This is a genomic window from Floridaenema fluviatile BLCC-F154 (genome assembly GCF_041929135.1).
Classification (GTDB): Bacteria; Cyanobacteriota; Cyanobacteriia; order Cyanobacteriales; family Aerosakkonemataceae; genus Floridanema; species Floridanema fluviatile.
Genome location: NZ_JBHFNS010000018.1, coordinates 245097 through 268835, shown reverse-complemented (window position 1 = coordinate 268835; position 23739 = coordinate 245097). Strand labels below are relative to the sequence as shown.

At 40.4% G+C, this 23739-nt stretch carries 20 protein-coding genes and 1 tRNA gene; 7 read left to right on the top strand and 14 right to left on the bottom strand.

Annotated features, from left to right (window positions below):
* Positions 1–10: 10 nt before the first annotated feature.
* The 4 genes from ACE1B6_RS04010 to ACE1B6_RS03995 form a co-directional block, all read right to left on the bottom strand.
* Complete coding sequence (locus tag ACE1B6_RS04010; RefSeq protein WP_413255945.1) at positions 11–1303, bottom strand: Zn-dependent hydrolase; 1293 nt, start codon at positions 1301–1303, stop codon at positions 11–13.
* Positions 1304–1362: 59 nt separating this feature from the next.
* Positions 1363–1755, bottom strand: coding sequence for an allophanate hydrolase-related protein (locus ACE1B6_RS04005; RefSeq protein ID WP_413255944.1), 393 nt, complete (start codon positions 1753–1755; stop codon positions 1363–1365).
* A 220-nt stretch (positions 1756–1975) separates the two neighbouring features.
* Complete coding sequence (locus ACE1B6_RS04000) at positions 1976–2971, bottom strand: nucleoside hydrolase (RefSeq protein WP_413255943.1); 996 nt, start codon at positions 2969–2971, stop codon at positions 1976–1978.
* A 113-nt stretch (positions 2972–3084) separates the two neighbouring features.
* A tRNA-Gly gene (locus ACE1B6_RS03995) sits at positions 3085–3155 on the bottom strand.
* Positions 3156–3494: 339 nt separating this feature from the next.
* Here ACE1B6_RS03995 and ACE1B6_RS03990 point away from each other — a divergent pair.
* A complete protein-coding gene (locus tag ACE1B6_RS03990; RefSeq protein ID WP_413255942.1) occupies positions 3495–5828 on the top strand; it encodes a hybrid sensor histidine kinase/response regulator in 2334 nt (777 codons plus the stop codon).
* On the opposite strand, the gene ACE1B6_RS03985 is transcribed toward ACE1B6_RS03990, so the two are convergent.
* The gene (locus ACE1B6_RS03985) at positions 5825–9412 is read right to left on the bottom strand and encodes a response regulator (RefSeq protein ID WP_413255941.1); all 3588 of its coding nucleotides are present in this window, start codon (positions 9410–9412) and stop codon (positions 5825–5827) included. The genes ACE1B6_RS03990 and ACE1B6_RS03985 overlap by 4 nt on opposite strands.
* Before the next feature lie 523 nt (positions 9413–9935).
* On the opposite strand from ACE1B6_RS03985, the gene ACE1B6_RS03980 reads away from it, so the two are divergent.
* Positions 9936–10568: a GNAT family N-acetyltransferase gene (locus ACE1B6_RS03980; protein ID WP_413255940.1), complete on the top strand. Its 633-nt coding sequence runs from the start codon at positions 9936–9938 to the stop codon at positions 10566–10568.
* Positions 10569–10632: 64 nt separating this feature from the next.
* Positions 10633–11079, top strand: a complete 447-nt coding sequence (locus tag ACE1B6_RS03975) for a hypothetical protein (protein WP_413255939.1) — start codon at positions 10633–10635, stop codon at positions 11077–11079.
* A 34-nt stretch (positions 11080–11113) separates the two neighbouring features.
* Here ACE1B6_RS03975 and ACE1B6_RS03970 read toward each other — a convergent pair whose 3' ends face one another.
* The 6 genes from ACE1B6_RS03970 to gor form a co-directional block, all read right to left on the bottom strand.
* A complete protein-coding gene (locus ACE1B6_RS03970) occupies positions 11114–12259 on the bottom strand; it encodes a histidinol-phosphate transaminase (RefSeq protein ID WP_413255938.1) in 1146 nt (381 codons plus the stop codon).
* Between the two features lie 44 nt (positions 12260–12303).
* Positions 12304–12951: a YqiA/YcfP family alpha/beta fold hydrolase gene (locus ACE1B6_RS03965; protein WP_413255937.1), complete on the bottom strand. Its 648-nt coding sequence runs from the start codon at positions 12949–12951 to the stop codon at positions 12304–12306.
* A 243-nt stretch (positions 12952–13194) separates the two neighbouring features.
* Positions 13195–13692: a Spy/CpxP family protein refolding chaperone gene (locus ACE1B6_RS03960; RefSeq protein WP_413255936.1), complete on the bottom strand. Its 498-nt coding sequence runs from the start codon at positions 13690–13692 to the stop codon at positions 13195–13197.
* Between the two features lie 6 nt (positions 13693–13698).
* Entirely contained in the window at positions 13699–14256 is a 558-nt protein-coding gene (locus ACE1B6_RS03955; RefSeq protein WP_413255935.1) for a hypothetical protein, read from the bottom strand.
* Positions 14253–14828 carry a sigma-70 family RNA polymerase sigma factor gene (locus tag ACE1B6_RS03950; protein WP_459562968.1) on the bottom strand — a complete coding sequence of 192 codons (576 nt, stop codon included), beginning with the start codon at positions 14826–14828 and terminating at the stop codon, positions 14253–14255. The genes ACE1B6_RS03955 and ACE1B6_RS03950 overlap by 4 nt, the downstream gene beginning before the upstream one ends.
* A 171-nt stretch (positions 14829–14999) precedes the next feature.
* Entirely contained in the window at positions 15000–16403 is a 1404-nt protein-coding gene (gene gor / locus ACE1B6_RS03945; RefSeq protein WP_413255933.1) for a glutathione-disulfide reductase, read from the bottom strand.
* Between the two features lie 46 nt (positions 16404–16449).
* Between gor and ACE1B6_RS03940 the strand changes: the two genes are divergently transcribed.
* Entirely contained in the window at positions 16450–18039 is a 1590-nt protein-coding gene (locus tag ACE1B6_RS03940; protein ID WP_413255932.1) for a mechanosensitive ion channel family protein, read from the top strand.
* A gap of 60 nt (positions 18040–18099) precedes the next feature.
* On the opposite strand, the gene ACE1B6_RS03935 is transcribed toward ACE1B6_RS03940, so the two are convergent.
* A complete protein-coding gene (locus ACE1B6_RS03935) occupies positions 18100–18975 on the bottom strand; it encodes a HEAT repeat domain-containing protein (protein ID WP_413255931.1) in 876 nt (291 codons plus the stop codon).
* A gap of 255 nt (positions 18976–19230) precedes the next feature.
* Here ACE1B6_RS03935 and ACE1B6_RS03930 point away from each other — a divergent pair, with 255 nt between their 5' ends.
* Together ACE1B6_RS03930 and ACE1B6_RS03925 are read left to right on the top strand one after the other, a co-directional pair.
* Positions 19231–20550: an FAD-binding oxidoreductase gene (locus ACE1B6_RS03930; protein WP_413255930.1), complete on the top strand. Its 1320-nt coding sequence runs from the start codon at positions 19231–19233 to the stop codon at positions 20548–20550.
* Between the two features lie 72 nt (positions 20551–20622).
* Positions 20623–21969 carry a (Fe-S)-binding protein gene (locus tag ACE1B6_RS03925; protein WP_413255929.1) on the top strand — a complete coding sequence of 449 codons (1347 nt, stop codon included), beginning with the start codon at positions 20623–20625 and terminating at the stop codon, positions 21967–21969.
* Between the two features lie 133 nt (positions 21970–22102).
* On the opposite strand, the gene ACE1B6_RS03920 is transcribed toward ACE1B6_RS03925, so the two are convergent.
* Positions 22103–22417 carry a hypothetical protein gene (locus ACE1B6_RS03920; protein ID WP_413255928.1) on the bottom strand — a complete coding sequence of 105 codons (315 nt, stop codon included), beginning with the start codon at positions 22415–22417 and terminating at the stop codon, positions 22103–22105.
* Positions 22418–22543: 126 nt separating this feature from the next.
* The gene (locus ACE1B6_RS03915) at positions 22544–22672 is read right to left on the bottom strand and encodes a hypothetical protein (RefSeq protein WP_413255927.1); all 129 of its coding nucleotides are present in this window, start codon (positions 22670–22672) and stop codon (positions 22544–22546) included.
* On the opposite strand from ACE1B6_RS03915, the gene ACE1B6_RS03910 reads away from it, so the two are divergent.
* Positions 22671–23735, top strand: a complete 1065-nt coding sequence (locus ACE1B6_RS03910; protein WP_413255926.1) for a WG repeat-containing protein — start codon at positions 22671–22673, stop codon at positions 23733–23735. The genes ACE1B6_RS03915 and ACE1B6_RS03910 overlap by 2 nt on opposite strands.
* Positions 23736–23739 lie beyond the last annotated feature (4 nt).

Below are 23739 nucleotides of genomic sequence, written 5' to 3'. Positions count from 1 at the left end.
ACTTTCGCTATTAGCCTGCGAATTGATTCGCAGGCGGGTGTTGGGACTGATGCAAAATCTGAGTTGAATAAATTCGATCTAATTGTAGAAATGTTTGTAGTAATACGTTTGTTCCTTGGGTACATTGTTCGGGTGTGGTGTGTTCTTTTGGGGAGTGACTAATTCCTTCGATGCTAGGAACAAATATCATTCCCATGTTGGTGAAACGTCCGATTTCTTGGGCATCGTGTCCGGCGCGACTGGGTAAAATATGATGGGATAATTTTAGTCGATCGCAAACATCTGCGATCGCCTTTACAATATCACTAGCTGCTAAGGTTGGTTCTACCCACAAGTAAGGTTTTAAAGTGATTTTAGTTTGGGTATTAGCGGCAATTTCTATCAACTGTTGTTCTAATTTTGCGATCGAGTATTTAATCCGATCGGCAGATAGATCTCGGATATCAACACTCATTTCTACTTGTCCTGGTACAATGTTGGTAGCATTAGGAAATACGTTAAATTTGCCGACAGTTGCTACTTGATTTCCCGGCTTTTCGTTGCCTAAATTGTTAACTTGTAGAACAATTTGAGCCGCTGCAACTAAGGCATCTTGGCGCATTTCCATTGGCGTAGTTCCAGCATGATTGGCTTTTCCAGTAACAGTAATTATTCCTCTATATGCGCCAACAACGCCTTCAACTACTCCAATTTGTTTGTTGAGATTCTCTAAAATTCCTCCTTGTTCTACGTGCAATTCTATGTAGGCGGCTATTTGCGATCGATCGCGTTTTGCCCTCTCCAACTCATCCCAATTTCCCCCGATTTTCCCTAAACTTTCTCCAATAGATTTACCATCAGCAAGGCGATAATTTTCCAGATTATTTTTAGCTGTTCCCGCCATCGCTTTACTACCAATCATGGTGCTTTCTTCGTCTGTGAAAACAATTACTTCGATCGAATGTTCCAATCTAATATTATTCTCCTTAAATGCTCTCACTATTTCAATTCCCGCTAACACACCTAAAGCGCCATCATAAGGACCTCCATTAGGTACAGTATCAATATGGGAACCTGTTGCTAATGCCGGAAAATTTGCCTGTTTTCCCTGATAACAACCAATCATATTTCCTGCTGCATCAATGCGAACATTCATCCCCGCTTCCCTCATCCAATTCTGCACCAAATTACGCGCAGCAATATCTTCTGGACTAAAGGCAATTCGCGTTACTCCACCATCAGCAACTTGACCAATTTGGGCAAGTGTTTCTATACTTCGGTTAAGGCGATCGCTATTAACAAACAACGGGGAAACTATCATCATTATTGTTACCTGCAAAAAGTAAAACTAAATGACAAATGACCAATAAGTAATAACACTTTTTAACCTGTTACTTTCCCACTATCTTGTTTATATACCGCCCAACCGCCATAATGAGAAATATCAGGCCAATTGTATTTTTTGACTAATTCTTGAGGATAAAGCATCGCAGTTAAAGTTTCGCCATCTTCCAATATTACATCCCCCGGATACATATTTTCTGGTTCATTAACCAAAAGATATTCATATTCCGCTTCTGTCATTTCATAAACTTCCCCCGGAATACTAATTCCCCCCGTTTCCACTTCGTAAATTGCCGGATGCCAACCATTACCCGCTGCGTGTAAACGATACAAAGCTTGGGTTTTTGCAGGTTTAATAAACTTCGCGTTTTGCAAATTCCCGTGATCCGGTTGTCCCCTTAAAGCAGAACCACAAATAAAAATTTTCTTCATCTTACTATTACTTTGAATCATTAACAATTCTCAGTTTACTTGCTATATACAAATTTAGTTTAATAATTTTTGTAATTTATGATACTTTTTTCAGAGACGCAGAGAACACAGACGAAGAAATGAATACTTAAGAACTTTCTAGAGACATTTCTAGATGTTACTAAATCTCCCTCTTCCTCTTTCCTTCGCGTCCTTCGCGTCTTCGCGGTTAAAAAAATTACTAAGAAATTAGAACCTTTAAATCTTCCATCATCACCGCTAAAAGATTAACACTATCAACCTCCATTGCTACCCAAGCATTAGCACCAAATTTCGTCTTATTCCGACTATCAAACAAAGTTTTTCCTCTCGTCCATTTCCCCTGAGTTTCAATCACCACCTCAGCGCGACGAAACAACAAAGTTTCAGGATAAAACAGATAAGCTAAAGTCGCAGCATCATGCACCAAAAAACCTTGTTTTCCTTGCGTTTCTCGAAAAGCAAGGGCAGTTTTAGTCATAAACTCACACAGAGAAACTATAAACTTAGAAATCTCACTTTCCAGGTTAATTTGACTAACTTGTTCAGCCATTTCATTAGTAAAAATTAGCTGTTCAGTCACATCAATTGGAATCACTACAATATCATCTCGACTAGCAAAAACTGTCGCCGCAGCTTCCACATCATAAGCAATATTAAATTCTGCTTCTGGTGCAATATTTCCCGGAACTTTAAAAGCACCTCCCATAATAATAATTTCCTTAGCTTTTTTGAGAATCCCTGGACATTTTTTTTCGGCAGATGCTAAGTTGGTTAAAGGTGCGATCGCCACAACAACAATCTCCCCCGGATTAGCTTGCAACTTCTCAATTAAAATATCATCAGAATCAACCGCATCTTCATAACTAACATCAATTTCTGGCAAAGTATGCGAAAGATTTCCCATCCCATCATTACCATGAATACCCGCTGCATCTTCCAGATCGCTTTTTGATCCCCCAATCACACCTTTGCCAACTTCTATTGCTGCAAAACCTGCTAATTTCAATAGCTTACTTGCCCCAACAAAAGTGTATCTTGCATGAACATTTCCATCAACCGTAGTCACAGCAACTAGTTCCGCAAAACCCTGTTTTACTAAACTCAATAACCACAGCAAAGCGAAAGAATCATCACCACCAGGATCGGTGTCGAGAATAATTTTAGGTTTAGTTTTTTGATTAATTGTCTTTGACACAATACTCCTCTAAACCATTTAGAAACGGTTATATCCTAACTAAGCGACTTACTTTCAAAGCAAGCAACATTTAATTGGTCAAGATGACATTAATGCGGCAAAGATGAGGAAAAAGCGGGCGGCGGGAATCGAACCCGCATTAATAGCTTGGAAGGCTATAGTTTTACCACTAAACTACGCCCGCATTGCGACTGACAACTGAAAAGCTCAGTTTTTTCATCGCTCTAGCTAGGATAGCACAACTTTCAACAACTAGACAATTAATTCGATCGAAAAAAGCAGAAAAACTTCCGGGATAAGTTTCTTATCTGTTCCCCATTCCCTACCCTGACAAAATTTCCCTCCTGAGACTTATAGTCCAAGTGTACTCAAAAGCGGTACTTTCGGCTATATAAGAGTTAAGAGGGAAAAAGTTTTGCCACATCTAGTTTTTCCCGATTAAGATCGGCTTTTCCCCAAACCACTTTGATCGAGACTAAATAGGCGATCGCCGATCGATTCCTGAGCACGCTAGGTGAAAGAGTTGCCGAAAATAAACACGAACCAAACTTCAAAAACTTCTAGCGAACGGGCGCTTTCCCTGCGGTGGCATTTAATTCTACTCATAGCAGGGTCTTTGCTTCCAGTAGTTTTGTTTGCCGTAGCGATCGTCTATAAACTCTCGCAGCAGGAACAAGCAACCTCAGAACGCCGCACCCTTCTAGCTGCCCGTAATTTAGCAGTGACAGTAGAACGGGAAATTGCTAGCACATCTCGGACACTTCAAGCTTTGGCAACATCCGAACAACTTGACCAAGGCGATCTGAAAACCTTTTATAGTCAACTAAAGCGGGTAACACAGACACAACCTACTTGGTTAACTGCAATTCTCCTATCTCCCGACGGTCGCCAGCTGGTTAATAGCAAAAGACCTCTGGGTGAACCATTACCCCCGGCGATCGATCGAGACAGCCTGCGACGATTAACCCGAAAGCGCCACACCGTAGTTGGCAACCTCACCACTGGACCGCAAGGAAATCTTGCCTTCCCAGTCCGCGTTCCCGCAATGCGTAACGGCAAATTGCGCTACATCCTCACTGCTGTAATTACACCAACAGCACTAGCTAGCATCATCGAAGAACAATCTCCCCTAGAAGGAGAATGGACTCGGACAGTGGTTAACCATCGGGGTGTAGTCGTGGCTCGCACTCGGAATCCCGAACTTTTTGTGGGAAAGCAAGGAACACCATCTTTCCTGAAACGGACTGGAGAGAGTAAAGAGGGAGTGTACCGAGATACTACTCTGGAAGGAGAGCAGGTATACGTCGCCTTTAGTCGCATCGAGAAATTGGGCTGGACGGTGGCGGTGACTGTCCCAGTTAAAGTCATTCAAGGGCCTTCGCAAGCAGCAATGTGGCTGGTGATGGGGTCTGGTTTGGTATTGTTATTAGTTAGTGGTACGGGTGCGATCGTCCTGGCAAGGCAGATTTCTCGCAGCATTACTTTATCTGCCGCTGCTGCCGAAGCTTTGGCTAAAGGAGAACAGCCTCAAATTCAGCCTTCACCGATCAAGGAAGTCGCTTTATTAGGTAAGTCTCTGGAATTTTCCGCTAACTTGCTATCTCAACGAGAACAGGATTTAGCAGAAAATTTGCTGCGAGCAGAAGCTGCACGAGAGGAAGCTGAGGCCGCTAATCGCATCAAAGATGAGTTTCTCGCTGTCTTATCTCACGAGTTGCGAACACCTCTTAACCCCATTCTCGGCTGGTCTAAATTACTTCGTAGCGGCAGATTAGATGCCACAAAAACTAATTACGCTCTGGAAACAATTGAGCGTAATGCTAAATTGCAAACTCAACTAATTGAGGATTTGTTGGATGTTTCTCGCATCTTACAAGGTAAGTTAAATCTTCAGATGTTGGTGGTTGATTTAGCTTGGACGATTAATGCTGCACTGGAAACGGTGCGTTTAGCAGCACAAGCTAAGTCTATTCAAATTGAAGTTTTGCTCGATCCGATCGATGGCAAAGTTCTAGGAGATGCTGGTCGTTTACAACAAGTAGTTTGGAATCTGGTTTCTAATGCTGTAAAATTCACTCCAGAGAAAGGACGAATAAAAATTAGATTGCAGCAAGTTGAGAAAAATAAAAATAATTACCAAGATTCTGACTCGTCTGTTCAATCCTACGCTCAAATAACTGTTAGCGATACTGGCAAAGGTATTTCTCCTCAGTTTTTGCCTCATGTATTTGAATATTTTCGTCAGGCAGATTCAACCACAACTCGAACATTTGGTGGATTGGGATTAGGATTAGCCATTGTTCGCCATTTAGTTGAGTTACATGGGGGTACTGTTCGCGCAGATAGTCCTGGTGAAGGACAAGGTGCTACCTTTACAGTTCAGCTACCTTTGTTGGAAAAGAAGGAATTATACGAAGAGATGGAAGATCCATCTGGGCCGTTATCGATTGCTGATTATCCACTTGCTAAAGTGACGGTTTTGTTAGTAGATGATGAAGAAGATGCACGGGATGTGGTTGAGTTCACTCTGCAACAAGCAGGGGCAAAGGTGATAATTGCTCAATCTGCTAGAGAAGCTGTAGAACTTTTTTCGCAATCAAAAATAGATGTACTAGTAAGTGATATTGGAATGCCTTTGATGGATGGCTATATGCTAATTCGGCAAATCCGAAATATGCCAGTAGAACAGGGGAGTCAAGTACCTGCGATCGCTCTGACGGCTTATGCTGGAGAAGTCGATCGACAACAAGCATTTTCTGCTGGTTTTCAACAACATATTTCTAAGCCTGTTCACCCAGAAAAGTTGATCAAAGCGATCGTTAATTTAACTAAAATGTCCGCAAAAGTTCATTTCTAAATATCAACGACAAAAGTCAATACTGTTTCATCTACTCCTTTAAGTTGTAGAGGACTACCTTTGGTAATTTCGGCTTCATCTAAATAATCGGCGACGGCTGCGGAAACTAAGATTGAGTTAGGTGCGGCTAAAGCTTGGAGTCGGGAGGCAATGTTCACCGTGGGTCCGATCGCAGTATAATCGGCTCGTTCGGAACTGCCAAACATTCCTACTACTGCGGTTCCTTGATGGATACCACAGCGAAACTGAATTTCCGGGATACCTTGTTCTCGCCAACGTTGATTAAGTTGATCTAAGTAGTGGTGCATTTGTCTGGCTGTTGCGATCGCACGTTTTACCTGTTCATTGGGTGTCAACTCTTCCGGTGCTCCATACATCGCCAAAACTGCATCACCCATAAATTTATCCACAGTACCACCATTGGCAAATACTGCTCTAGTCATATAATCCAAATATTCATTCAACAACTCAGCAACGCGCCGACTTCTTAAAGTATTAGAAAGTTGAGTGAAACCAACAATATCGCTAAACAAAATTGTGACCAATTTTGGTTCCGGGCGCAAATCTAAAGATAATTCTCCTGTCGCTGCCTTATTCACTAACGATGGTGGCAAAAAGCGTTTTAATACTGATTCGGTGAGATATTTATTTAACTCGCTCAACTTTTGTTCGTTGGCTTTTAGTGCTAATAAATTTCGCACTGCGGCTAAGAGTTCGCGATCGTTAAAAGGTTTAGCTAAATAAATATCTGCCCCTTGTTCTGTGCCTTCAATTCTGGTATCCTCATCAACTTTTGCGGTTAACAAAATAATTGGAGTTGCTTTCACTTCTGGCAAATCTCGAATTCTCCGAATCATATCTAACCCAGAGACGATCGGCATCATTAAATCAGTCACAATTAAATCAGGATGCCTTTCTATAGTGATGCTTAAACCTTCTGCACCATGTCTCGCTGTTAACACTTCAAAACCAGAAGCACGCAAAACTTGAGAAACGTAAGCCCGTAAATCACGATTATCATCTACTACTAAAATTGTCGGGGCGGAAGAATTTGCCCCAGCAGCAGCACCAATTTCTCCGGTTATCTGTTCTAGGCTATTTTCCTCTACTTCTGAAACTTCTAAAATCTCTAAATCTGCTAATTCTACAGCAGCCCGACTAGCTTGAACTTGGGTAGGTACTTCTAATACTTGATCTAAAGGCAAATGGGCGGTTCCTGTTTGTAACCAAACTGTAAAAGTACTCCCTGCGCCATAAATTGATTCTACAGAAATTTGTCCTCCGTGAAGTTCAACTAATTCTTTAACTAAAGCTAAACCTAAACCGCTACCCTCGTAAGAGCGATTAACGGAACCTTCAGCTTGGCGGAAACGTTGAAATAAATGGGGGATTTGTTCGGTACGAATGCCAATTCCCGTATCTTTAATTTGCAGCCGAACATGATCGCCAGCTGGTTCTACTTTAATTGCGATCGCACCTCCATTTTCCGTAAACTTCATGGCATTAGATAACAAATTATAAATCACCTTATCAAATCTTTCTGGGTCTAGATAAACTTTGGGACAGGAGTGAAATTCTGTCACCAATCGCAAACCTTTTTTATCACAATAAGGACGGAAAGATTCGACAATTTGACCTACCATTACCACCACATCGCAAGGGCGAAAACTTGCTTGCATTCTTCCAGCATCAATTCTTTGAATATCCAACAATTGATTAACTAAGCGCAGTAAACGACGAGTATTTCTTAAAGCAATTGCTGCTTGTTCGTAGGGCAGGTCACTTTTTTGAGCTACTGCTGATTCTAACGGCCCCATCATTAGAGTTAATGGAGTGCGAAATTCATGGGAAATATTTTGGAAAAATTCAGTTTTTTGACGGTCTAATTCTAATAATCTTTCGGCTTGCTGGCGAGTTTTCTGATATAGGCGAGAATGTTGAACTGCGATCGCTGCTTGTGCTGCTACAGCCAAAGCTAAATCAATTTCTAGCTGTTGCCATTTTCTTACAGAACTTGCTTCTCGCAGCGTAATACTGCCTATTAATTGCCCATCACAAATCAAAGGTACCATCATTAAAGCCCTTGCCGAAGAGCGCAAAGGTAAATCAAAACCCTGCATTTCTGGCATGGATTCTAAATCATCAATTACTACAGGTTGTTGAGTTTCAATTAACCTTTGTAATACTGGATTTGCGGCAATTGGGACTAAAGATTGTGGCAGTTGAGAAGAAGATGTAAATGTTGAATCCTGGTTATTATTATTTGGGTAATGGGGATTGGGTAATGAAGATTGGGCTGTAGAAGTTGAGGAATTTATCGTAGATATTTCGGTAATTCCTTCCCCATTTTCGATTACCTTTATTTGTCTTTTGTTGTGGTTGTTTTCTAATTCACCAAATTCCACATCGAACACTTGTAAACCCAATTCATGAGCATCATATAATCCCACACATTGAACATATTCATCATCTGGTGTCCATAAAGAAAGAGCGCAACCATCCACATTTAATGCTTCGCCAAGTTGTTTTGTGATGGCTGAGAAAATATCTTTTGGATCGAGACTGTAACGAATGGCATTAGTAATAGTATTAACCAAAGCTTCTCGTTTAGCCATTGCGATCGATCTTTCATAAGCCCTAGCTTGTGCGATCGCCAAAGCCGCTTGATCTGCCACCATAAAAACTAGTTGTACTTCATCATCTTGCCAATGACGAATTTCTGTACACTGATGCAGTGCCAAAACTGCGGTCAATTCTAATTGACAAATTAAAGGTACTACCAAAGAAGAACGAATTCCTACAGCGGCAAAAGCTGCCGATCTTTGTTGTTTTTCTAGACTATCCCCTTGAATTTGCTGATCTTTTGCCACATCCTCAATAACGTGAACATCGAATGTTTCCCAAACAGTTTGAGCCAAAACATCATCGGAAGAGGTAGTAAGTAATGCGTCGTTAGTTGCTAGTGATTTTTCTCCGGTAGCTCGCTTATGATAGACAAAAGATTCATCAGCGATCGTATTATCATGACAAGGACGAATAATACAAATATCTGCCTCCAGCATATGTCCAACTGTATTCACAATTGTTTGCAGGATTTGCCGATGATCGGTACGAGAACGAATAGTATTAGTAACAGTATTAAGTAAAGACTCTTGGCGCAGAGTACGACACAATTCTTGAGTTCGCGCTTTCAAAACATTATGGGTATCTAAAGCTTGTCGCACTACTATTTGCAACGCTTCCGATTCCCAAGGTTTAGTGACGTACTTAAAAACCTTACCACTATTAATAGCTTCTACCAAGTCTTCGACATCAGTATAACCAGTCAAAATAATACGGATTGTGTCTGGGTACTGAGTAGCGGTTAAACTCAAAAACTCAGTTCCACTCATTCCCGGCATCCGTTGATCGGAAATGATGACTGCCACATCTCCTTCTTTGGCTAAAATTTCCAACGCCGCTGTTCCTGATGTTGCTTTCAGGACTTTGTATTCTCGATAAAAAGTGCGATACAGCAGGTCGAGATTATCTGGTTCATCATCAACAACCAGAAGCTTTGGTTTATTAGTGTTTTGGGACTTCATATAATACTCTCCTGCCTCAGCAAGTCATCCCAGAAGGAAACGGTATGATTACAGCGTGCATTAGCTGGTGACAATTTTTAAAAGCTGCAAATACCAAATCTGTTTTATTTTGCCCTTCATTAGCTCTCAACTCACTACTCACCACCAACTACTTTGGGTTCTGGGTGTCCTAACTCAGATATGGGGTGTCAAGAGAGTTTCCTGAAACCGGAAGCTTGAGATGGGAACCCAGTTTACTAACTATTACTTAACTATAAGGAGAAAACACATTAACATTGGTAAGCATTAGGCTATTTTAAAGAAATACTAAGTTTAACATTGCCAATCTCAACTTAACTAGGCAGATTGCCTGTATCCTACTTTGACAATTCTATACTTAGTCTAAGTTATACACCCTTTGTATAATCCTAATGCAGTTGACGGTGACAATCACTAATTTTAGTTACATAAGTGATGATTGTTGCCCTTTAAACTTAAGCATAACTTGGCTTTAGCTTAAGTAAATGTCAAACCCTAAACCGTTGTGAAGCTCTTGTTCTGGTTTCTGAAAAACTTCCAGCAAGAACCGGAGGTAGTTTTGTCTGGTTCTTCTCCTTTACAAATCCGTGCGGCTAAACCCGAAGATTTAAGTTATTTGGCGGATATTCTGGCTAATAGCTTTCACTCTCGCGGGGGTATTGGTGGCTGGTTGTATCCCCTGTTTCGCTTGGGGATATACGAAGATTTGCGCCATCGCTTGCAATCTAGTTCACCGCGTTATGTTTGTCTGGTGGGTATCTACAAGGATTCTCGACTTGAGGATAGTCAAGAGATGAGAAGGGATTATTTGGTGGGAACGGTGGAAATGTCGTTGCGATCGCCTAGTCCTTGGCAGTTCTATAATTCCTCTGGATATCCCTATTTGTCTAATTTGGCAGTGCAGTCTGAGTATCGTCGTCAGGGGGTAGCTCGGCAATTATTACTTGCTTGTGAGCAAACTGCTTTAAATTGGGGTTATCAAGACCTTTATTTGCACGTATTGGAAAATAATTACAAGGCAAGAGGGCTTTATTCTCAGTTAGGCTATCGATTACACCAAGTAGATTCTAATTGGGCTTGTTTGTTGTTGGGAAAACCTCGACAACTTCTGCTACATAAACGTTTGATTAGACGCTAGTCCTCAAAGGCAAAGGGCAAAGTTATACTAAAAACAATTGTTGAGCGTTGAGGACACAGGTATTATGGCTGAAGAATACGAAAATTTGTCTGGCGCTGAAATTACTGAACATTTGCAAAAAGGTAATTTCCTGATGGTTAATCGCTGTAAGCGCAATGGTTTAATTCTCTATAAACCTCACCATACGGAGTTTGCTGGACCTGGGGCTGCTGTTGGTGGTAGGTGTGATTTAGATTGCCAAAGTGTGATTCCTGTGGGTAATATTTCTTTGATTGTTCCAGACAATTTTGAAGAGCGCCAAACTGCTTATAAAATTCGGATTCAGTGGGTCCGATTAATGAAAAAGTCTACGGAATATGACGATCCTTTACAACGGGCGGAAAAGTTAATGTTTCAGTTTGAAAACTTTTTTGATTCTCAAACTTTGGAACAATTACCTGATGAGGCTTTCGCTAGTTTGGTGGGGGTTTTGCCTCAAACTATTAAAGAAATCAGATATCGGGAAGATTAGGAAGGCAGAAGGGATCTAGGGGCAATTGTTTCATTTAAAATTCCCAAGTGTCTAAGGTGGTTTTTAGTCTTTGAATCGATCGCTGATTTTCTTCAGGTGTACCTATAGTAATTCTTAGTCCTCCGCTAATTTGTCGGATTAATGTTCCTTGAGATTTTAGTTTTTGAGTTAATGCGGTTAGTTTAGCGGTTCGATCGCTGTTTGTTGGGGCGAGACGGAGATAAATAAAGTTAGCGGCACTCGGCCAAATTTTTAAGGCTGGATGCCCCGATAAACTGTTAATTAGTTGTTCTCTTTCTGCTAAAATTTGCGGAATTGTTGCCAATAATTCTTGGCGATAATTCATGGCAAACAAGGCAGCTGCTTGGGAAAAACTGGGTAAATTGTAGGGGAGGCGAACTTTTTCTAGGGCGGTGATTAGTTGGGGATGAGCGATCGCATATCCAACCCGATGGGCAGCTAAACGAAAAGCTTTGGAGAAGGTTCTTAAAATCATCCAATTAGGACGTTTTGCTAATTCATTGGCGACTGTAGTTTGACTAAATTCAAAATAAGCTTCGTCAATAACTACTAAAATATTTTCTGGCAAACTCCGCAACCAATCTAATTCTTTCGCTGTTAAAGCGTTGGCGGTAGGTGAGTTAGGATGAACGACAAAAACGAGGCGAATTGGTGGATTTTGGGTTTGATTAATTGCTTCTTGTGCTGCGGATAAATCTATGGCAAAATCAGTTTCGGAACGTCCAACTGTAACTACAGGAATTCCTAATGTTTGGGCGATAATGCCATACATGGAAAAGGTGGGATTGGCGATTAAAACGGCACCTTCTCCTTTTAAACAAGTGGCAATTAAAACTGAGCGAATTAATTCATCGGAACCGTTGCCTACAGAAATGTTATTTAAGTTAATTTCGGTAGTTTGTGCGGATTCGTTGACGTATTGAGCGATCGCATTTTTCAGCGCCACATAACTACCGTCAGGATATCGGTTATTTTCAATAATTTGCTGATAATTCCAAGCAAGTTTTTCTTTTAATTCGCTAGGTAAATCAAAGGGACTTTCGTTAGAATCTAAGCGATCTATGGTAATGTCTGATTTGACTGGTTCGCCAGATGTGCCTCCTGGGTGGGGTTGATAAGCTGTGAGTTGCGCTAAGTCAGAACGAATAAAGTTAAGCATTGGTGGGAAACTGGAAATTATATGTTTAGGTTTAAATTTTACCTCTAAAAGTTGCTGAGTTGGCAAAAGGTGGAAATTTCTTGCCAAATTTCTGGGAAAACATTGGCGAGGGAGTGATCGCTGTCTAGTTCAATTAATTTTATCCAAGGGCGAGAGGCGGCGAAGTTTCTACTAGCTTGTATCGGGATGACTCCATCATTTATCCCGTGAATAATTAAGGTGGGAATTTGGCGTTTAATGTCGGTTTCTGAGTATTGTTTTAAGTCGGTTACGAAGTCGTAGCTTAGAGGGAGCGATCGCTTTTCTCCATAATGATAAACTGGCAAAAATCCTTCAGTATGCCAACTTTTAACTGTTTTCTCTCCCAAAGCAGAAAGCCACAGAGAAAGAAAAGTAAAAGCTGGGGCTAGCAAGACTAATTTTTGACATTGTAGTTCTGTTTCGCCTAACCAAGCTGATGTTAATCCCCCAAAACTAGAACCAATTAAAGTTACTGGCGTTGGTGAAGGAGGAAAAATTGTTCTGACTTGGTGCAGTTGGCGAGTCATTGTTAAATGAGTAAAATCAGATTGATTTAAGTCAGGAATAGTTAAGGGAATCTGGATTTGGTTAAAGCGATCGCGCAAATAATTAGCTTTAGCTGAATTAGGGCTAGAAGCAAAGCCATGCAAATAAATAAACTCAGAAGACATTAGTTTTAAATTTACCTAAATCAAAACGCTGAGATAGAAAATGTTCGTAAGCTGTTACGCATTTAAATCACTTATTAACGAGTAGGGTGCGTCAGACGTTAAAGCCTATGTAGAAAGGAAAATATCTAAATCTGACGCACCCTACAATATGACTTTTAAATGCGTAACAGCTTAGTAGCGACTTTAGTCGTACAGACCTAAATCAAAGGACTGAAGTCCTCACAACGAACCAAAAACAATAGCTTATCTTTGTGGTGGCTGCATTTCTGAAAAGTGAGAATCCCGATATTTGCGCCTTTTGACTCTATTTTGTAAATTTTGTGCTACCTGACGACGTTGTTCGGTAGTCAAAACTTCCCGCATTTCTAAAAGGCTTTCAAAGCGCAAACTTCCTACTTTTTGTTTCAAGGCTTCGACTTGGCGATGTTTTTGCCGTAAGCTATCTATATTAGCGTCACCTCCAAGCATTTGACCTAATTCAAATTGAGCTTGGCGCAAAGCTTTTGATGATGCGGAAATTTCGCCTCTGTACTTATTACTAATTGTCTGCATTCGTTGAGTTTGTGATGCAGTGAGATTGACTCTTTGAATCCATTTAGGAACATCTTGATTAGAACGGTTATTATCTACATTAGAATTTTGGGAAGTAGTTTGAGAAAGCCAAGGTTTAGGACTAGCAATGGCAACTGCGCTAATCGATAAAGTTAAAAACGTAATCACAGACGCACGGCTGAGTAACATGATTTTCTATCTCCTTCTAGTAACTAATTTTGTGCTTCTAGTTGCAGAATAAGCTTTAGCTTCAGCCAAATCAAAGTACTCTTTTTGGATAGTTTCTACTGAGATTTCTGGGGGAATATTATTAACAACTCCATTCCAGTTATTTTCTAAAAAATTCTCTATCTTGACGAGTTCTTGATAATTTATACTCTCATTTCTCTCAAAGTAATAATTGTAATTTTTAGCCTGAAGATTAGAAGATGCAGAAGTTGTATTTAGGTTAGGAGTAGCAGATTGGATGAGAGAATCATTATTAGTAATAGATTTAGTCAACAAGTAATTTTCTCGCCATAAATTACCAGTCCATGCTAAAGCTAAACTAGCAGCTATAGCGGGAGGAACTAACCATAATTTACGAAACCGAGATGAATTATTCGAGGAACGATCGTGCAGTTGTGGGTGGGGAGAAGATGCGATCGCTTGAAAAAGTTTTTCTTCCAATTCCGGGTTGGTAGGGGGAATTTCGGGGCGATTTTGCCTTAAAAACTCTACTAAATTTTGGTCATCATTAGGTAACTTACTCATAGCTGAACTCCTTGTTTTTGGAGAAATTGCCGCATAGCAGCACGGGCATGAAAGAGGCGAGATTTAACTGTTCCCACCGGAATACCCAAGATTTCAGCCACTTCTTTTTGCGGAACTTCTTCTAAGTCATGCAAAACAATTACAGCCCGATGTTCTAAACTTAACTGTTCTAGTGCGCGTTTAACTAAATCCTGATAATGTAATTGCATCAAGTCGGGCGCTGGCGATTGTTTTGGGTCTTGGTTTTCTAATTTGTTATTAAAATTGCGTTGTTGAGCAAATTGCCGTCGCTGATCGCAAGCTACATTCCAGGTAATTCGATACAGCCAGGTAGAAAATTGCGCTGTTTGACGTAGTTGCGGCAAACCTTTCCACGCTCGCAGGAACACTTCTTGCACTAAGTCATCGAGCGCGGATGTTCCGCAAAGTTGGTACAGTGTGGATCTGACTCGCTGCTGATAGCGTCGATAAAGTTGGCGAAAGCTTTGTCGATCGCCTTGCAAGCACTTTTCTGCTAAGTCCGAGTCGGATATGTCTTCAGTTGGCACACCTACACCTGGCACAAGATACACCAATGGTTTCTCCCTCACCCGCTGTTATATATTCAGTTTAGACTGAGGAAACGCGATCGAGGTTCAAAGTTGGGGAGTGGGATGGGGGATTAACTAACGAGAAAAAGCAAATGTAGAGACATTTTGTGAAATACCTCTACATTAAATGCTTATTGATTTTACCAAAAATAGCTAGCGCAGGGTCACAAATTCTTCCGCTGTGGAAGGGTGTATTCCTACAGTAGCATCGAAGTCTTTTTTGGTTGCTCCCATTTTGAGTGCGATCGCCACACCTTGAATAATTTCAGCGGCATTTTCCCCAACTATATGAGCACCTAAAACTTTGTCAGTGTTGCTATCAACTACTAATTTAACCAGAACTTTTTCATCTTTTCCAGTAAAGCTATGGTACATGGGACGGAACCTAGCTCGATAAATTTTGATTGCATCGCCGTACTTTTCTTTAGCTTCCGATTCATTTAAGCCAACTGTAGCGGCTTCTGGTTGAGAAAACACGGCAGATGCTACAGTTTCATGGCTAAAAACTCGCGGATTATCGCCAAATTCCGTATCAGCAAAAGCTCTACCTTCATTAATAGCAACTGGGGTTAAATTAATCCGGTTGGTGCAATCTCCCACTGCAAAAATGTTTGCTTCTGTAGTGCGGCTATATTCGTCAACTTTGATGGCACAATTGGTTGTATAACCATGCAAATTGGGTAAGCTTTGATTATCTTCACATTGGACAATTTCCACATTAGTATTTTCTAAACCGAGAAATGCTAAATTAGGAGCGCGACCAATGGCAAATAGTACTGCATCTACAATGATTTTCGATTCCGTATTTTTTTCTTTGTCCAAATAGGTTACTTCTAAACCGTCTGATACTTTTTCGATTTTGGGCACATAGCTATTGGGGACAACATTAATCCCATGTTGAATCATGGCATCCTGAACATTACTGCGGATTTCTTCATCGAAACCTCTTAAAAAGCGATCGCCACGAATAAACTGAGTGACTTCGCTACCGAGTGCATTCATAATACAGGAAAATTCTACAGCAATGTAACCTGCGCCAATAGCAGCAAAACGCTTTGGTTGTTCTGGTAAAAGAAAGATTTCGCGAGAGGTAATGGTGTATTCTTTGGCTCCCGGAATATCAGGTTTGATTGCTTCTCCACCCACAGCAATTAAAATTTTATCAGCTGTTACTTTGCGATCGCCTACTTTGATGGTGTGAGGATCTAATAAACTGGCATCTCCGGGAATTAATTCCACTCCAGCTTTTTCTAGTAAACTAATATGTAGTTTACTCAATCTTTTAACTTCATTATCTACCCTAGTAACCAGCTTTTGCCAATCAAAACTAGGTTGAACTTCACTCCAACCATAACCAACTGCATCTTCATAATAGTGAGCAAATTTGGAGGCGTAAACCATGAGTTTTTTAGGTACACAACCGCGAATAACGCAGGTACCACCAACGAGATCTCGTTCAGCTATGGCGACTTTTGCGCCGTAGCTAGCTGCACGTTTGGAAGCTGCTAGTCCTCCAGAACCAGCACCAATGACAAAAAGATCGTAATCGTATGACATAAATTGTTATGCTCCCTAAATGAACATTTGGACAAGTTTTATCGTTATGAGTTGGTTGATTCGTTTTGGCTTGAGAAAAATTAGATCTCTGAAGATAATTACCCTCAGTTTTATTTTGGGTTGTGTTTTGTCTGTAATGCCTGTTCTAGCACAACAAAATGCTACTGCTCCTGTTACTCTTGATGGACGAGAGTTATTTAAGCTTAGCCAATTAAATGAGTTTGATGCACAACAACGAGCTAATAATGCTAATCAAATCCTAAATCAAGCTGTGGCATCAAGCAACCCAGTGGAGGTTGGTGTAGAGAGAATAAATAACTTTCCTGTTATTCAGGTGAATGGTGCTAATTTAGTCACAGTTACGGATAAAGATGTCCCAGTTGGAGTTACTAAAGAGGAGCAAGCTGAACGCTGGCAAAAAATTTTACAAGCGGCGATTAACCAAGCACAGAAAGAAAGAAGACCGGGATATAATCGTTATGCAGCTTTGGTTTCTTTGGGATGTGTTTTGGTAGCAATATTTGTTACTTGGTTGTTAAATTGGTTCTGGAAAAATTGGTTAATTCCGTTACTTCCTGCCCCAGAGAGAGTGAGGGAAACTGCTGCACCGCCGAAAGTTCATTTGTTAGCAAAACTAGTTTTAGGGTTATTGCGGCTAGGAATTTGGTTATCTACTTTGCTCTATATTGCTAATTTGTTTCCGCCCACAAGAGTATGGAGTCAAAGAATATCTAATTTTATAGTTTACTCTTTGGCGGAACCGATCGTTAATTTAGGGAATAACTCTTTTTCAGTTATTCAAATTGCGATTCTCGTCGGGTTATTTTTGGGTCTTTTGTCGTTGACTAAAGTGGTACGAAATTTGTTGCGATCGCGTATCCTCCATGTTACCGGAATGACCCAAGGAGATCAAGAGACGATCGCCACAATTGCCAATTACACTTTAGTTTTTATTGGCACAATATTATTGCTGCAACTTTGGGGATTAGACCTTGGCTCCTTAACAATTTTCGCCGGAGTTTTAGGCGTTGGTATTGGTTTAGGCTTACAAGGAATAGCCAGAGAATTTGTCAGCGGTTTAGTAATAATTTTTGAACGACCTATTCAAGTCGGAGACTTCATTAACGTCGGAGAATTTATGGGAACAGTCGAACGAATTAGCGTCAGAAGCACTGAAATTCGCACCTTAGAAAGACTTTCCATTATTGTTCCTAATTCCCATTTCCTGGAAAAAGAAGTAATAAATTGGAGTCATGGAAGCCCAATTGCTTTAATTAAATTACCTGTGAGAATTGCCTACCATGCTGACTTAAAAACAGTGCGTCAAGCCCTACTTGATGCCGCTAAAGACCATCCTGAAATAGTCAGCGATCCACCGCCAAACGTCCTTTTCAAAAGTTATGCCGAAAACTATTTGAACTTAGATTTAATTGCTTGGATAACCGAACCGAAAAGACAATTTTTAATTAAAAGCGATATCTACTTTCGCATTGACGAAATTTTCCGAGAACGGAACATAGAAGTTCCCTACCCCCGACAAGAACTACATCTCCGTTCCGGCAATTTACCAGTAGAACTTTCCCCAGAATTAGAAACATATTTAACTAAACTACTAGACAACAAAGCTAATAGTTAATACGTAGGGGTGCGTTAATAACGCACCATTAAACAATCGGGCAAGAACTGAATTTTTAGTTCACGGAATTTGGCGAGGAACAGGACTAGGAGTAGGAGTAGGAGTAGGATTAGTACGAGGAACGCAAATATTCGGACGAGGCGCACATATATTTGGTCTTTGAGTACAGATATTCGGACGAGGAGCGCAGATATTCGGACGAGTTACACAAGGGTTGGGACGCAAATTATCGCGTTGATTTTGTTGATTCTGAATCTGAGAAATTTCTGTGTTGATTTGTCCTAAAGCTACAGCTGCACCTTTACGAATTAAAGGATTTTTATGCTGTAATGCTTCCCTAAGTGCTGGAGTAGCTGTTGCACCAATTCCCCTTAAAGCTACGCTAGAATTTAAGCGCACTTGTTCGTCATTATCCGCAAGCATTTCTATTAGTATGGGAATAGTTTGTTTAGCTTCCGCACCAATTCCCGCTAAAGCAAAACTCGCACTTCTCCGAACTAGAGTGTTCTCACTTTTTAATGCTTCAGTAAGTGCAGAAACCGCAGGCGAACCAATTCTTCTTAAGGCAACAGTAGCATCTAATCTTACCTGTTCATCTTCATCTTTTAACATAACAATTAATTGGGGAATTGCGGTTCTTGCTTCTGCGCCAATTGCACCTAATGCGAAAGCTGCACCACCGCGCATTTGTTGTTCTTTGTCTTGTAATGCTGCGGTGAGTACAGGAATTACAGAAGCACCCATTTTTCGCAATTCTCTGACAGTTTCTAAGCGTTTCGTTTTGTCTGTATTTCTGAGTTTTTCTACTTGGGAAATAACTTCACTGTTGATGGTATTTTGTGCTTTGACATTGCCAATTAATGGCAGAATTACTGAAAGGCAAATAAAGGCGATTTTGGGTGCAAGAATTAGTTTTTTGCGGGTATTGTTATCCATGAGATTTCCTCTATTGTTTGAGGTATAGACGAAGTAGTTGGCAAAATGTTCTTTAATTGAAACCGCAGAGGCACAGAGAACAGGGAGGAAGAGATGAGAGGAGATTGCTGAACAAGGGCGAAAAGCTGGAATAGGAGGGAGGAACAGGCTAAGGAAAAATTAAACATTATCAGAATGGCTATTTCGAGTCCATAATCAAGGAGAATTAGTAGAGTAGGAAAATTTACCACCATTTTTCTAAAGGGGATTCGATCCTTGATAGCACAAAGTTCGATCGCACAACAACTAACATCTATCCTTAACCCAAGCGCAATTTGTAGCTGGGAAGAACTAGAAGCAACTCAACAAAAAACCATACTAAACGTCACCGAAAATACTAATCCTAGTTGCATTATTTATCCCAATACGCAAGAGGAACTAGGCGAAATTATCACCTGTGTGCATAAAAATCGCTGGCGGGTTTTAACTTGCGGGAATAATAGCAAACTTACTTGGGGCGGATTAACCAAAAATATCGATTTAATTATTAGCACTCAACGCCTAAATCGGATTGTAGAACACGCAGTTGGTGATTTAACCTTAACCGTAGAAGCGGGGACAAAATTTGCTGATATTCAAGAACTTGTTGGCAAAGAAAAACAATTTCTCGCTTTAGATCCAGCGTATCACCAAACAGCAACGATCGGCGGCATTGTCGCTACAGCTGATGCTGGTTCCTTGCGTCAACGTTTCGGCGGCGTGCGAGATATGCTATTAGGAATTTCTTTTGTTCGTTATGATGGCAAAATAGCTAAAGCTGGCGGTAGAGTAGTCAAAAATGTTGCCGGATACGATTTAATGAAGTTGTTTACTGGTTCTTTTGGCACTCTGGGAATTATTAGTCAGGTCACTTTTCGACTTTACCCAATGTCGGAAGCTTCCCAAACTGTCGCGTTAATTGGGGCAGCAGATTCTATTGCTGAAGCTAATAAAATTTTACTAGCTTCGGCTTTAACTCCGATCGCGATCGATCTATTATCCACCGCATTAGTAAATCGTTTAGAATTGGGTAAAGGAATCGGTTTAATTACTCGCTTCCAAAGTGTTAGCGAAAGTGTGAAAGAACAATCCAACCGACTGTTAGAAGTGGGGGAAAAGTTAGGTTTACAAGGTAGGGTTTTCTCGGATAATGATGAAATAAATCTATGGCAACGATTACAAAATTCTATGTGGGAAGTTGACATGGAATTGGCGATCGCCTGCAAAATAGGAGTATTACCTACCAAGGCTATCAACACCCTGACTCAACTGGATAATCTTGCCCCGGAAAGTATGGGTTTAATTCATGCTAGTAGTGGGGTAGGCTTGTTAAAGTTTGATAGCTCCAAGTTGTCATCGGAAACAATTTTAAAAATGCGAAATTTTTGTCAATCAAACAACGGTTATCTCACGGTTTTAGAAGCACCTTTGCCTTGGAAAAAACAGCTAGATATTTGGGGTTATAGTGGCAATGCTTTGGATGTAATGCGGAAAATTAAGCAGCAGTTCGATCCTGATAATATTTTTAGTCCTCATCGGTTTGTGGCAGGAATTTAGTTTTAATTGAACCGCGTTAGCGCAGCGAAACGCGCTAGCGTTTTAGACGCGAAGAGCGCGAAGGAAGAGAAGATGCAGATTTCTGAGAAAGTAGTTACAAATAATGAGGATTTGCAGGGATTCGATCCGCAGAATCCGCCTAATCCAAAGTTAATTGATACTTGTGTACATTGTGGTTTTTGTCTTTCTACTTGTCCGAGTTATCGGGTGATTGGTAAGGAGATGGATTCTCCGAGAGGACGCATTTATTTAATGGATGCAATTAATGAAGGTGAAGCGCCACTTGCTGAAGGAACGGTGCAACATTTTGATAGTTGTTTGGGTTGTTTGGCTTGTGTTACTACTTGTCCTTCCGGGGTACAATACGACAAGTTAATTGCGGCAACTCGTCCCCAAGTAGAAAGAAATTATTCCCGCAGTTTGCCGGATAATTTGTATCGAAAACTGATTTTTAATTTGTTTCCTTATCCCCAAAGGTTGCGGCTGTTTTTAGCACCTTTGTTAGTATATCAAAAGTTGGGATTTCCTAAGTTTTTTCGGGCTACTGGATTACTCAGTAAAATCTCTCCCCGCTTGGGTGCGATGGAGTCTCTTTTACCCGATGTCACTGTTAAGTCTTTTGTGAATACTTTACCGGAAGTTATCCCAGCAAAAGGGCAAAAAAGATATCGGGTAGGGGTGATTTTGGGTTGTGTACAACGGCTTTTCTTTTCTAAGGTAAATGAAGCAACTGTAAGGGTTTTAACTGCTAATGGTTGTGAGGTGGTAATTCCGAAATCTCAAGGTTGTTGCGCTGCTTTACCGGAACACCAAGGACAAAGGGAACAAGCCCAAACTTTGGCGCGACAAATGATCGATAGTTTTGCTGAAAGTGGCGTTGATTATATCATTATTAATGCTGCTGGTTGTGGACACACTTTGAAAGAATACGGTCATATTTTGGCTGACGATCCTAACTATCGGGAAAAGGCGAAAGCATTTGCAGCCAAAGTGAAAGATGCCCAAGAATTTTTAGCAGAAGTGGGTTTAACTGCACCACTTTCGCCAATAAGTGAAAATGAATTAACGATGGTTTATCAGGATGCTTGTCACTTATTACATGGACAAAAAATTAGTATGCAACCTCGTCAATTGTTAAAGCAAATTCCAGGGGTGAAATTGCGGGAACCAATTGATGCTGCTTTATGTTGTGGTAGCGCAGGTGTTTATAATATGCTGCAACCAGAAGTGGCGGAAGAATTGGGACAACAAAAGGTTACTAATTTGTTAAATACTGGGGCACGTTTAATTGCTTCGGCTAACCCTGGTTGTAGTTTGCAAATTAATAAACATTTGCAAATTCAAGGGAAGGAAATTCCGCTTATGCACCCGATCGAATTGTTAGATTATGCAATTCGCGGTGTGAAAATCGACGTATAACTTGTCAGGTAGTAAACTTCTGGTAAAAGTTGTCCTTTTTAGCTTTTAAACCGCAGCTAAAATCGGCTTTTGCCAGAAGTTCAATTGCTAAAAATCCGAAAATATTCGGAACAAAAATCTAACTGTACCATCTTTACAAACAAGGTACAGTGACGTAAAATTTAGCTGGGCCTTCGGAAGTTACTCGTAGCTTACAATTTACACCTGTTCGATCGCTACACACCCGCGCAAATTCTCCGGCTATTTGCAACTCGTTAAACCAGACTTCTGCCACATATCCTGAAAAAGATCGATCGCTAATCCTCCAAAAGCATTCTAATGCCCCTGTCACCTCTGCAAATCTTCTCACGACTTCGTAAATTAAAGCTTTTCTAGTCTTTGTTAGTAAAATTATTTTGTAGTCTAAATTACTGTGCGATCGCTTTTTCAATAACATTTTGATTGACATTTAACAGCTTTTACGGTATTAACATGGAAAGGAAGCGATCGCCTATAGTAAAAACACTTACCTCTGGAAAGCTTCTTCCATGATGATTAATAGACAAGCAGAAGATTTTTCCTAAGCAAATAAAAATTATTCGGCAAAATCCAGAGTAGAGTTTAGTGATTCCGCTTTTTTCCCGATCGGCTTTCCGGTAATATGTAAAGCCACACAAGTTTTGCACCATAAACCATTTCTCAGCAGCGCACTTTTCCTAAACATGAACAAAATCAACCAATCAGTTTTTATTTTGCTTTGTTTTGCCTTTTTGGGTTTAATAGCCTGTACGCAAAAAACTCAACCTGAAGAATTAAGCACTACTGAACAGCAAGCACAAGCAGCTAGTTCTACGCCACAGCCAAAGCAAACTCAAAAACCTCCCAGCCAACTTTTCCCCATTACTAAAAATGGTAAAGAAGGCTTTATCGATCGCACCGGAAAACTTTTTATTCAACCTCAATATGAGTTAGCTTTCGGCTTTTCAGAAGGTTTAGCACCAGTCAGTTTAAACTCCAAATGGGGTTATATTAACCCGATGGGAAAAATAGTAATTCAACCACAATTTGAGGAAGCGAGTGTTTTTTCTGAAAAATTAGCCGCTGTAAAAATTGGCGATAAATGGGGTTATATTAATCAAACCGGAAAAATCGCCATCAAACCTCAATTTGCTGAAGTAGAAGACTTTTCTGAGGGATTAGCTGCTGTCAAAATTGGCAACAAATGGGGTTATATTAATCCCAAAGGACAAGCAGTAATTAAGCCTGTTTATGATGAAGTCACTCTTTTTTCTGAAGGACTAGCAGCAGTCAAAAGTGGGAAAAAATGGGGTCATATAGATAAAACTGGAAAAGTAGCAGTTAAAATCATTTTTGACGATAATAGTGTTTTTTCTGAAGGTTTAACTTCAGTTAAAATTGGCAATAAATGGGCATTCCTTGACCGAAAAGGAAAAATAGTAATTAAGCCTATATTTGATGAAACTAGCATATTTTCGGAAGGATTAGCACCAGCCAAAATGGGGAGTAAATGGGGATTTACTAATAGAAAAGGCTTTTTAGCTATTAAACCGCAATTCGATGAGGTTAACGTTTTTTCTGAAGGATTGGCAACAGTTAAAATCGGTAACAAGTGGGGATTTATTGATAAAACCGGGAAAATGGTAATCAAACCTCAATTTGATGAAGTAGATGGTTTTTCTGACGGACTGGCAACAGCGATCGGCAATGATGGTAAAATCGGTTATATCGATCGAACAGGCAAATTTGTTTGGCAACCAACTAACTAATTGT